The following is a 10850-nucleotide window of genomic DNA, read 5'->3' on the forward strand; positions in this document are numbered from 1 at the left end:
ACCCCGGGCTGCGCGCCGCCTGCCGGCGCTTACGCCCCACCGCCGGGGTATGCCCCGCCCGCGGGTTACGCGGCGGCGCCGGTCGCGGCATCCGCCCCGGTGTACGGCGCCCCGCCGGCCAGGCGCAGCGGCGTCCTCGGTGTCGTCGCCCTCGCGCTCGCACTCGTCGCGACCGTCGGCGCGAGTCTGGTGGGGGCGATCGCGAGCTATCGCATCGGACTCGGCGCCGGCCGCCAGATCACCGCGGGGGCCCTCGACACCGACTTCGACTGGTCGATCCTCACTCCCGTGCGCGACTGGGTGCTACTGGGCGAACTCTCGTTCTGGGTGGGGACCGCGCTCGGCATCTGGGCTCTGGTGCAGGGTGTGGTCGCGATCGTCACCGCTCGCGGCCGTGGCGCAGGCATCGCCGCCGTGATCATCGCCGCGCTGGGCCCGATCATCTTCGGCGCCGTGGTCCAGGGCTTCCTCACTGCCGGGCTCACCGCCGGCACCGGCGTCGGCGCCTGATCGGCCCGGCTGCCGCGAGCCGCGTCCGCCTTCACTGTGCGTGTTCCTCAGTTGAGGACGAGAGCCGAAACGAGGGCGGATCTCGACGTACTGGCCCGCATCTCAGCTCGGTTCCTCAATTGAGGACAGGCCTCAGACGCGGCTATCACCCCACGCGCCGCGCCGCATCCCGGCATCCGCTCCTCAAGTGAGGACCGGAGCCGAAACGAGGGCTCAACTCGGGCCCACGGTCCCGCATCTCGGCACGATTCCTCAATTGAGGACGGCGGAGTCCGGACACCCCGCCTCAGACGCGGGGGGCGTGGTGCTTCTGCTGCGCGGCGAGAAGACCCTCCGCGACGAGCTGCTCGACGGCGTCGGCGCCGTCGCCTACGAGGATCGGCAGGTTCTTGCGCTCGGTGGCGCCGAACGGGTCGAGCACCCAGTCGGCGGGATCCTGCCGCCCCATGGGGCGGCCGATGCCGACACGGACGCGCGGGAAATCCGCCGTGCCGAGCGCCTTGGCGACGTCGCGCACGCCGTTGTGGCCCCCGTGCCCGCCGCCGACCTTGAGCTTGATCGTGTCGAAAGGGATGTCGAGCTCGTCGTGCACGACCACCACGTGGTCGGGGGCGATGCCGTAGAACTTGGCGAGCCCCGCGACGGGACCGCCTGACACGTTCATGAACGTGTTCGGCTTGGCCAGGATGAGCTTGGCCGCGCCGGGGCGCAGCCAGGTCTCGACGACGCGCGCGTTCGCCTTGTGCGACTTGAAGGACTCGCCGCGCCGCCCGGCGAGCTCGTCGACGACGAGCTGTCCGACGTTGTGCCGCGTGGGCTCATAGCGGGGGCCGGGGTTTCCCAGCCCGACGACCAGCCACGACTCTGCCATGTCATCCATCCTGCCCGAGCGGCGCGGCCGCAGACGAGATCGGTCTACTTGCGCTGAACGCACGACTCGCCCGGCGTGTCGCGTACGTTCAGCGCAAGTGAACGGGTGGGTGCGATCGGCACCCGGTGAGACGGAGCGAGGGGGTGCGGCATCCGCACCCCCTCGACTTCGTGAAAGGGATTACTCGGAGGCGGACTCTTCCGAAGCCTCGGCCTGCTCGGCGGCGACCTCGGCATCAGCCTCGGCGATCTCATCCTCGGCGGCGAGCGTCGCAGCCGGGACCGAGATGGCGACGATGAGCAGCTCGGCGTCGGCGATCAGCACCGAGCCCTTCGGCAGCTTCAGGTCGGCGGCAGTGACGTGCGTGCCGTCCTCGAGGCCTTCGACGTCGACCTCGATGTGCTCGGGGATGTGCGTCGCCTCGGCCTGCAGGGTGACCGTCGTGTTGTCGAGGTTCGCGATGGTGCCGGGGGCGGACTCGCCCACGACGACGATCGGCACCTCGATCTCGACCTTCTCGCCCTTCTTCACGACGAGCAGGTCGATGTGCTCGATGACCTGGTGCACCGGGTCCTTCTGCACGTCCTTGACAAGCGTGAGCTGCGACTTGCCGTCGAGGTCGAGCTCGAGCACCGCGTTGGCGCGGCGGATGAGCAGCGAGACCTGGTGGCCGGGCAGCGCGACGTGCACGGGGTCGGTGCCGTGACCGTAGATGACGGCGGGGATCTTGCCGGCAGCGCGGAGGCGGCGGGCGAAGCCCTTGCCGAAGCTCTCGCGGAACTCGGCCTGGACCTTGGTATCGGGCTCGGACGACATGGGGTTCTCCTTGTGGGCGCACTGGCCCGGTAAGCTGCGGCGCGTGGCCGTTCTGACTCGGCCTGCGCGGTGGCGGGCCCGGGGTATTCGGGGTGTCTTCGACTCGAACGCACGCGCGTGAGGAAAGCCCGTTGGGCCGGCATCACTGCGTCGATCACGGATGCCGCAGCCCACCGGAATCGACAGGCGCGAGGCATCCCTCGCCGAAGTTCGACACGAGTCTACCAGCGCCCCCGCTACGATGAGGAACGCACCTGCTTCCCGCTCCCCACGGAGGACCCCATGGACTACGGCTTCTGGAGCCACGCTCTTCTCTGGCTCATCGGCGCCATGGCCGCAGTCGGTGCCCTCGGGACCGCGCTGGCGTTCTGGAGCCTCGGGCGCCAGGGCTACCGCAAGGACTGATACCGCTCGAGCGCCGCCACCGCCGCATCCACGACCTCGGTCAGCGGCGGATCCCCCGCGACGACGACTCCCGGTTCATCCGGCTCGAGATGCTCGAGGGTGCGCAGCTGCGAGGCCAGCAGCGACGACGGCATGAAGTGCTCGCGTGACCCCATGCGGCGGGCCAGTTCGTCCTGCGGCACCCGCAGCTCCACGAAGACGACTCCCGCGGCGCCCGCGCGGATGCGGTCGCGATAGCGGCGGGCGAGCGCCGAGCAGGCCATCACCGCTCCCCCGCGCGCATCGTGCAGCGTCGCGGCGACGACGTCGAGCCACGGCATCCGGTCCTCGTCGTCGAGCGGGATGCCGGCTGCCATCTTCGCGACATTGGCGGCAGGATGCAGGTCGTCGGCGTCGACGAACGCCAGCCCGAGCCGCCGCGCCAGCGCCAGCCCCACGGCGGACTTGCCCGAACCGCTCGGGCCCATCACCACGATGCGCCCCTCGGGCTCGGGGCGCGAACCGGAGGCACCCGGCGGGGCGGGCTCGGGATGCGAGGGCTCGGTCACGACGGCCACGGTAGCCGACGGCCGGCAACGCGTCACACCTTGCCGGGGCCGGGTGTGAGCATCCCGCCGCTGCGGTGTAACACGGACGCGCCAGACTCTAGGCTGAAAGAGACGATCTAACCTCAGGAGCGCGTGTGTCTTCGAACGACCCTTCAGCGAGCGGCAATCAGGCCGAGACCAACATCTCGACGGATCAGGACCAGGCTCCTGACGAGGCGACGACGGCACACGAGGCCGCACCGGCACCCGAGGATGTGGCCCGCCAGACCCCGGAGCCCCAGGGGCCCGACGCCGATCGTGTAGCGACGGCGAACATCGGCGTCGTGGGTCTCGCGGTGATGGGGTCCAACCTCGCCCGCAACCTCGCCAGCCGTGAGGGCAACACCGTCGCGGTGCACAACCGCAGCCGGTCGAAGACCGACGAGCTGCTCGCCACGCACCCCGAGGCCGGCTTCGTGCCCGCGTTCTCGTACGAGGAGTTCGCCGCGTCGCTGCAGAAGCCGCGCGCCGCGATCATCATGGTCAAGGCCGGGCGGCCGACCGACGCCGTCATCGACGCGCTGGTCGAGGTGTTCGAGCCGGGCGACATCATCGTCGACGGCGGCAACGCGCTGTTCACCGACACGATCCGCCGTGAGAAGGCTGTGCGCGAGACCGGCATCAACTTCGTCGGCGCCGGCATCTCCGGCGGCGAGGAGGGCGCCCTCCTCGGCCCGTCGATCATGCCCGGCGGCTCGGATGAGTCGTGGATCACACTCGGCCCGATCCTGAAGTCGATCGCGGCGGTCGCCGAGGGCGAGCCGTGCGTCACGCACATCGGCCACGACGGCGCCGGGCACTTCGTCAAGATGGTGCACAACGGCATCGAGTACGCCGACATGCAGCTCATCGCCGAGGCCTACGACCTCATCCGGCGCGGCACCGGCAAGACGCCGGCCGAGATCGCCGACGTGTTCGCCGAGTGGAACCGCGGCGAGCTGGAGTCGTACCTCATCGAGATCACCGCGGAGGTGCTGCGCCAGGTGGATGCCGCCACCGGCAAGCCGCTCGTCGACGTCATCCTCGACCAGGCCGGCGCCAAGGGCACCGGCGCCTGGACCGTGCAGACCGCGCTGTCGCTGGGCGTCCCGGTGTCGGGCATCGCCGAGGCCACGTTCGCCCGATCGCTGTCGTCGCACCCCGAGCAGCGCGAGGTCTCGCGCGAGCTCCCCGGTCCGGAGGAAGGCCTGGCCGTCGAGGACACCGACGCGTTCATCGAGGACGTGCGCCTCGCGCTGTACGCGTCGAAGATCGTCGCCTACTCGCAGGGCTTCGACGAGATCCGCGCCGGCGCCGCCGAGTACGACTGGCAGATCGACCTCGGCGCCGTGTCGAAGATCTGGCGCGCCGGCTGCATCATCCGCGCCCAGTTCCTCAACCGCATCGCCGACGCGTACGGCGAGACGCCCGACCTGGCAGTGCTGCTCACCGCGCCCTACTTCGTCGAGGCCCTCGGCCGCGCGCAGGGCGCGTGGCGCCGCATCGTGTCGACGGCGGCGGGCGCCGGCATCCCCGCCCCCGCGTTCTCGTCGTCGCTGTCGTACTACGACGGACTCCGCGCCGAGCGCCTCCCAGCCGCCCTCATCCAGGGCCAGCGCGACTTCTTCGGCGCCCACACCTACAAGCGCATCGACAAGGAAGGCACCTTCCACACGCTGTGGTCGGGCGACCGCACCGAGATCGAAGCCGAAGACACCCACTGACCGCGACGCGTCGGACCGACGCGTCCCGCACACGGCGAGGGCGGATCCCCATCACGGGGGTCCGCCCTCGCCGTCTGCCTGCGCGGCGCGGAGTCTCAGCCGGCGTGACCGTCGGGCACGGGCTTCACGTTGTGGTTGCGGCAGAACACGTTGCCCGGGTCCCACGCGCGCTTGATCGCGGCGAGGCGGGCCATGGTCGCCGGCGGGTACATGCGCTGGACGATCGTGTCGGCCGTCGAGACGGTGAAGTTGCCGTAGACGCCTGACCCCTTGGCCTCGATGGCCTCCCACGCGGCGTTCGCCTCTGCACGCCCCGCGTCGTCGAGCATGCCGGGGATGTCGAACGCGCCGGCCATCGCGAACCATGTCGCGTCCCGCGCGGGGAAGGCCGAGTCGTCCTGCGCCACGTCTGCGTACGCGCCGCCCAGCGAACGCAGCATCACGACAGAGGCGGGACGCTGTTCCCGGAAGGCGGCGAGACGATCGATCGCCTCGTCGTCGAGGACGCCGAGCAGTGTGTTGCCGCCGACGAACCCCGGCATCGGCTGCTCGGGGTCGAACTCGGGGGCCTCCATCAGGACGTCGGGATAGTCCTGCACCCCGAAGTCCCGCTCGGTGACCCCGGGCGCACTCGCCAGGGGCGCCAGCGCGCGACGCGCGGCATCCTCGTCGGTGCCGACCCAGACCGCCGTGATAGAGGCGCCTGCCGGCGCATTCGGGTCCATCGCCGGGACGTCCATGTAGGTGACGGTGAGATCGCGCGGGGCGTCCGCCATGACCTCACGCAGTACGCGCAGGACGGGGCGCGCATCGCCCTCGAGTCCGTAGACGGCGTGCACGACGCCGTCGAGAGGGTGCGCCTCGAAGTCGAACCGCGTCACGACGCCGAAGTTGCCGCCGCCGCCGCGGAGCGCCCACAAGAGCTCCGGATGAGAGGTCTCGGTCACCTCGACCACCTCGCCGCGGGCGGTGACGAGCTGCGCACCCACGAGCTGGTCGGCGGCCAGTCCCCAGGCCCGCACCATCCAGCCGATGCCGCCGCCGAGGGTGAGACCGCCGACGCCGACCGATGCCGTGTCGCCGGAGCTGAGCCCCAGGCCGCGTTCGGCGAGCGTGTGGGCGACCGCGCCCCACAGTGCACCGCCGCCCACGCGCACGCGGGTGCCGTCGACCTCGACGGCGTCGAGCGCGGAGATGTCGAGGGTGAGGCCGCCGGGCACGCCGCCCCAGGCGCTGTGGCCGCCGCCGCGGATCATGATCTCGAGCCGCTCGGCGGAGGCGTAGCGGACGGCGCCGCGCACGTCATCGACGCTGGCGGCGCGGATCACGGCAGCGGGCTCGCCGATGCCGGAGTGGAAACGGCGGGCGGATTCCCATTCGGAATCGCCCGGACGGATGACGGTGCCGACGGAACCGGCGCTGAGGTCGTCGTTGCTCATGATCGCAACGCTAGGGCTCACCGCCGACATCGGGGAAGATGTTCGCCGTCAGCGAGGGAGCGCCTTCCGCCGGGACGCCTGCGTCCGGGCGTAGGCTCGCGTGGGTGACGAGCATCCTCTACATCGGCGGTACCGGAACGATCAGCGCGGCGTGCGTTCGCCGCTCCGTGGCTCTCGGGCACGAGGTCGCGGTCCTCAACCGCGGCAGCGCACGACGTCCGCTGCCGCCGCAGGTCGAGTCGATCGAGGCGGATGTGCGCGATCCGAGCTCAGTGCGCACCGCCCTCGGCGACCGCCGGTTCGACGTCGTCGCCGAGTTCCTGGCCTTCACGCCCGAGCACATCGCGACCGACCTCGAGCTGTTCGAGGGACGCACCGGGCAGTACGTCTTCATCAGCTCGGCCTCCGCGTACGAGAAGCCGCCGCGCAGGGTGCCGGTGACCGAGTCGACGCCGCTGCGCAACCCGTTCTGGCAGTACTCGCGCGACAAGATCGCCTGCGAGGACGTCCTCGTCGCCGCACATCGCGAGCGCGGCCTGCCGGTGACCATCGTGCGGCCGTCGCACACCTACGACGAGCGGCTGCTGCCGACCCTCGGCGGCTGGACCGACATCGCGCGCATTCGCGCCGGCCGTCCCGTCATCGTCCACGGCGACGGGACGAGCCAGTGGACCATCACGCACTCGGACGACTTCGCGGTCGCGTTCACCGGGCTGCTCGGCAATCCGGCGGCGATCGGCGAGGCATTCACGATCACCGGCACGCACGCACCGACCTGGAACCAGATCTACGGCTGGCTGGCCGACGCCGCCGGCGTCGACTCCCCCGACCTCGTGCACGTCGCCTCCGACACGATCGCGGCGTTCGCGCCGGACCTCGGACCCACGCTCATCGGCGACAAGGCCCACTCCATGCTGTTCGACTCGTCGAAGGTGACGCAGCTGGTGCCCGAGTTCCGCACGACGGTGACCTTCGACGAGGGCGCCCGCCGCATCCTCGCCTATTACGACGCGCACCCGGAGGAGCAGCGGATCGACGAGGGCCGCGACGCGCTCTTCGATCGCATCGCGGCCCATGCCCGCTCGGCGGGCTGATCTGCGGAGGACGCCGCCCGTCAGCGCGTGATGTCGCGCACCGTCCCCTTGTCGAGCCGCAGCCGGCGCCGCGCGCGGCGCGCGACGGCCGAGTCGTGCGTGACGACGATGAGCGTGAGCCCTTCGTCGTTGAGCGCCTGCAGCACCGAGAGGATCTCGTCGCGCATGCTCTCGTCGAGGTTTCCGGTGGGCTCGTCGGCGAGGAGCACGCGCGGGCGCTTGACGATCGCCCGCGCGATCGCGACCCGCTGCTGCTGGCCTCCCGACAGCTCGCCGGGCCGGTGGTCCGCGCGCTCGGCCAGGCCGACGTGCGCGAGGGCCTCGGCGACCCGCGTGGCGCGCTCGTCCCGGGAGAGTCCCAGCGGCTCCAGCGCCATGTCGACGTTCTCATGCGCCGTGAGCGTCGGGATGAGGTTGAACCCCTGGAACACGAACCCGATCTCGTGCGCGCGGATGCGGCCGAGCTCGCGGTTGCTCGCGGTCGCGATGTCGATCTCACCGAGATGCACGGAGCCGCTGCTCGGGCGGTCGAGCGCGCCCAGCAGCTGCAGCAGCGTCGATTTGCCACCGCCGGTGGGCCCCTGGATCGTGACGAAGTCTCCCGCGTCGATCGTGAGGTCGACGCCGGCGAGTGCCTTCACGACACGGCCCTTCTGGGTGTACGTGCGGGTGACGCCCTCGAGCCGGTACTGCGCCGCGGCTGCGGCATCCGGAGCCGAGGCGGCCTCCATGTCGATCATGGTCATGACGTGCTCTCCCTTCGTGGAAGTGGAATCGGGTGCGGTGGGGATGGTGCCGGACACGGGATGCCTCAGCCCACGGATCGGAGAGCTTCGGCGGGGCTCAGCCGCGCAGCGCGCCAGCCGCCGAAGGCGCCGGCGACGAGTCCGCCGAGCACGGCGATGCCGACCGCCGCGACGACGACCCAGAGCGTGACCGGTGCCTGCAGCACGATGTCGGCGCCGGTCTGCTGCATGACGGCGTTCCCGAACGTGCCGGGGCCTCCGCCGGGCATCTGGGCGCCGTCGCCGCCGGGCCCGAAGCTCTGGGTCGAGGGCGCCGTCGAGATGGTCGGGGCGATGACGTTGATGGCGAGGATGCCGGCGAAGCCGATCACGAGACCGACGACACCGCCGATGAGGCCCTGGACGACCGATTCGCCCGCCACCTGGCCGACGACGCGGCCGTTGGACCAGCCGATCGCCTTGAGCGTGCCGAACTCGCGCGTGCGGCGCGACACGCCCGAGATCGTGAACAGCACCGCGAGGACGAGTGCGACGGCGAGCACGATGAGCGACAGCCACGTGCCGAGGCTCGTGATGAGCGACGAAGCGCTCGAGAGCGACCCCGACACGGTCGAGGCGAGATCGGACTGCGAGCTCACGGTGGCGTCGGGCAGGTCCTCCTGGAGCGCCGTCTGCACCGACGAGATCGCGTCGGAGGACTCTGCCTGCACATACACCGTCGAGATCACGTCGCCGGCCCCCGAGAGCTCCTGGGCGACGTCGAGCGGGATGTAGGCGTTCGACGCGGTGTCGGCCTCGTCGGACGTCGAGGCCACGAGGCCGACGATCTCGAAGTCCTGGCCGCCGACGTCGATGGTGTCGCCCACTGCGAGGCCCGCGGTCGTGGCGTAGGTCGCATCGAGCACGGCGACGTACGCGCCCTCGTCGGACGCCTCGAGGCCGCGTCCGTCGCTGAGCTCCACCGCGGAAAGCGGGCCCACGGCGTCGGCCGCCGGGTCGATGCCGAGCACCGTGAACGAGTCGACGCCGAACGAGCCGCCGCCGAAGCCGCCGCCGCCCTCGGTCTGCTGCGGAGGCTGCGCCTGGGTGGCGTCGTCGCCTGAGCCGTCGGGCCGCTGCGGCAGCTCGCCCGAGAAGGTCATGTTCGTGAGGCTGAGGGCAGCGGATGCCGACTCCACGCCGTCGACGGCGGCCACCGTGTCGAGCGTCGTGGCGTCGAGGGTCGAACGCATCGGCTCGGTCACCAGCCGCGACTGGCTGAGCTCGGTCGTGCCGTCGTCGGCGGTCTCGCCGCCGTCCTCGCCGAAGTCGAACCGCGCGGCGCCCTGCCCGGGCTCGGCCTGGGCACCCGTGACCGTGAGGTCGGTGCCCACGCCGTACACCGACTCGAGCGCCTGCGCCTGCGCGGCGCTCACGCCGGCGGCGAGCGAGTTCACGATCATCACGAGCGCGATGGCGATCGCGAGGCCGGCGGCCACGATGATCGTCTGCTTCTTGCGGCCGGCCAGCTCCCGCCGCAGATAGGTCATGTACATGGGTCTCCTCCTGGCGGGCGGAATGCCGCCGTCGAGGGGACGCTACGAAGGGCCGTGATGCACACCCCCAGCGGCGCCTATGGAGACCTTATGAACCGCGAGACCCCAGCAGCAGGACGAGACCCTGGGGTTTCCCCTCGGTCTCGTCCCGCCACTGGGGTCTCGCGGAGACGAGCGGTTTTCACAGCCGGCGCATAGCGCGCGCCATAGGAACCACATAGGAACGCATCCACAATGGACGCATGACCAACCCCGCACCCGCCCTGCTGCGTCCCGACGGCTCGAACCTCCGCGTGCTCGTGGTGGACGACGAGCAGATGCTCACCGACCTGCTGTCGATGGCGCTGCGCATGGAGGGGTGGGAGGTGCGGACGGCCGGCTCGGGCTTCGAGGCGCTGCAGTCCGCACGCGAGTTCGAGCCCGACGCCATGGTGCTCGACATCATGATGCCCGACCTCGACGGCATGGCCGTGCTGCAGCGCCTACGGCAGGCGGGCGACGACGTCCCGGTGCTGTTCCTCACCGCGAAGGATGCCGTGAGCGATCGCGTCGCCGGCCTCACCGCGGGCGGTGACGACTACGTCACGAAGCCGTTCAGCCTCGAGGAGGTCGTGGCGCGCCTGCGCGGCCTCATGCGCCGCGCCGGCACCGCTCACGCCGCGGGGGCGGAGCCGATCCTCCGCGTGGGCGACCTCACCCTGAACGAGGACAGCCACGAGGTCGAGCGCTCGGGCGAGGAGATCGAGCTCACCGCGACCGAGTTCGAGCTGCTCCGCTACCTCATGCGCAACCAGCGCCGCGTCGTGTCGAAGGCGCAGATCCTCGACCGCGTGTGGAACTACGACTTCGGCGGGCGCTCCAGCGTCGTCGAGCTCTACATCTCGTACCTGCGCAAGAAGATCGACGCCGGCCGCGAGCCGCTCATCCACACCGTCCGCGGCGTCGGCTACATGATCAAGGCGCCCCAGTGACCGACGGGACCGGGTCGGAGCCCAGCGGGACGAAGCCGGGGACGGATGCCGCCGCGGTCGCCTCGGCATCCGTCGATGAATCCGCACCCCCCGCCGGGGCCGGCCCCGACTCCCCCGCCGACGAACGGCTCCCCCGCCGCGCGCCGTGGACGCTGCAGCGCAAGCTCATCGTC

At 71.2% G+C, this 10850-nt stretch carries 11 protein-coding genes; 5 read left to right on the forward strand and 6 right to left on the reverse strand.

Annotation, left to right across the window (positions count from 1 at the left end):
- Positions 1-510 (forward strand): hypothetical protein (locus ACI3KX_RS20930; protein ID WP_404910951.1); only part of this gene is annotated, 510 nt, incomplete at its 5' end.
- Positions 511-796: 286 nt separating this feature from the next.
- Here ACI3KX_RS20930 and pth read toward each other — a convergent pair.
- Both pth and ACI3KX_RS20940 read right to left on the reverse strand, forming a co-directional pair.
- Complete coding sequence (gene pth, locus ACI3KX_RS20935; RefSeq protein ID WP_349427970.1) at positions 797-1381, reverse strand: aminoacyl-tRNA hydrolase; 585 nt, start codon at positions 1379-1381, stop codon at positions 797-799.
- A 180-nt stretch (positions 1382-1561) separates the two neighbouring features.
- A complete protein-coding gene (locus ACI3KX_RS20940) occupies positions 1562-2197 on the reverse strand; it encodes a 50S ribosomal protein L25/general stress protein Ctc (protein ID WP_363352984.1) in 636 nt (211 codons plus the stop codon).
- A 282-nt stretch (positions 2198-2479) separates the two neighbouring features.
- Here ACI3KX_RS20940 and ACI3KX_RS20945 point away from each other — a divergent pair, with 282 nt between their 5' ends.
- Positions 2480-2602 carry a hypothetical protein gene (locus tag ACI3KX_RS20945; RefSeq protein ID WP_284444971.1) on the forward strand — a complete coding sequence of 41 codons (123 nt, stop codon included), beginning with the start codon at positions 2480-2482 and terminating at the stop codon, positions 2600-2602.
- On the opposite strand, the gene ACI3KX_RS20950 is transcribed toward ACI3KX_RS20945, so the two are convergent.
- Positions 2587-3150, reverse strand: a complete 564-nt coding sequence (locus tag ACI3KX_RS20950; protein WP_404910952.1) for a gluconokinase — start codon at positions 3148-3150, stop codon at positions 2587-2589. The two genes, ACI3KX_RS20945 and ACI3KX_RS20950, sit on opposite strands and share 16 nt — an antisense overlap.
- 254 nt (positions 3151-3404) lie before the next feature.
- Here ACI3KX_RS20950 and gndA point away from each other — a divergent pair, with 254 nt between their 5' ends.
- Positions 3405-4892 (forward strand): NADP-dependent phosphogluconate dehydrogenase, encoded by a 1488-nt coding sequence (gene gndA / locus ACI3KX_RS20955; RefSeq protein WP_404910956.1) that lies wholly within the window; start codon positions 3405-3407, stop codon positions 4890-4892.
- A 95-nt stretch (positions 4893-4987) separates the two neighbouring features.
- Here the strand turns inward: gndA and ACI3KX_RS20960 are convergent, their stop codons facing one another.
- Complete coding sequence (locus ACI3KX_RS20960) at positions 4988-6331, reverse strand: FAD-binding oxidoreductase (protein ID WP_363352987.1); 1344 nt, start codon at positions 6329-6331, stop codon at positions 4988-4990.
- A gap of 104 nt (positions 6332-6435) precedes the next feature.
- Between ACI3KX_RS20960 and ACI3KX_RS20965 the strand changes: the two genes are divergently transcribed.
- The gene (locus ACI3KX_RS20965; RefSeq protein WP_404910953.1) at positions 6436-7425 is read left to right on the forward strand and encodes an SDR family oxidoreductase; all 990 of its coding nucleotides are present in this window, start codon (positions 6436-6438) and stop codon (positions 7423-7425) included.
- Positions 7426-7445: 20 nt separating this feature from the next.
- On the opposite strand, the gene ACI3KX_RS20970 is transcribed toward ACI3KX_RS20965, so the two are convergent.
- Positions 7446-8171 (reverse strand): ABC transporter ATP-binding protein, encoded by a 726-nt coding sequence (locus ACI3KX_RS20970; protein WP_404910954.1) that lies wholly within the window; start codon positions 8169-8171, stop codon positions 7446-7448.
- A 65-nt stretch (positions 8172-8236) separates the two neighbouring features.
- Positions 8237-9706, reverse strand: a complete 1470-nt coding sequence (locus tag ACI3KX_RS20975) for an ABC transporter permease (protein WP_404910955.1) — start codon at positions 9704-9706, stop codon at positions 8237-8239.
- A 242-nt stretch (positions 9707-9948) separates the two neighbouring features.
- Between ACI3KX_RS20975 and ACI3KX_RS20980 the strand changes: the two genes are divergently transcribed.
- Entirely contained in the window at positions 9949-10677 is a 729-nt protein-coding gene (locus tag ACI3KX_RS20980; RefSeq protein WP_308869607.1) for a response regulator transcription factor, read from the forward strand.
- The last annotated feature ends 173 nt before the right edge of the window (positions 10678-10850 follow it).

This window comes from Microbacterium sp. ZW CA_36, assembly GCF_044987475.1.
Classification (GTDB): Bacteria; Actinomycetota; Actinomycetes; order Actinomycetales; family Microbacteriaceae; genus Microbacterium.

Excerpts from the sequence above, each read along its gene's own strand:
- pth (WP_349427970.1), bottom strand. The coding sequence starts at position 1,381 with ATGGCAGAGTCGTGGCTGGTCGTCGGGCTGGGAAACCCCGGCCCCCGC.
- ACI3KX_RS20940 (WP_363352984.1), bottom strand. The coding sequence starts at position 2,197 with ATGTCGTCCGAGCCCGATACCAAGGTCCAGGCCGAGTTCCGCGAGAGC.
- ACI3KX_RS20945 (WP_284444971.1), top strand. The coding sequence starts at position 2,480 with ATGGACTACGGCTTCTGGAGCCACGCTCTTCTCTGGCTCATCGGCGCC.
- ACI3KX_RS20960 (WP_363352987.1), bottom strand. The coding sequence starts at position 6,331 with ATGAGCAACGACGACCTCAGCGCCGGTTCCGTCGGCACCGTCATCCGT.
- ACI3KX_RS20970 (WP_404910954.1), bottom strand. The coding sequence starts at position 8,171 with ATGACCATGATCGACATGGAGGCCGCCTCGGCTCCGGATGCCGCAGCC.
- ACI3KX_RS20975 (WP_404910955.1), bottom strand. The coding sequence starts at position 9,706 with ATGTACATGACCTATCTGCGGCGGGAGCTGGCCGGCCGCAAGAAGCAG.
- ACI3KX_RS20980 (WP_308869607.1), top strand. The coding sequence starts at position 9,949 with ATGACCAACCCCGCACCCGCCCTGCTGCGTCCCGACGGCTCGAACCTC.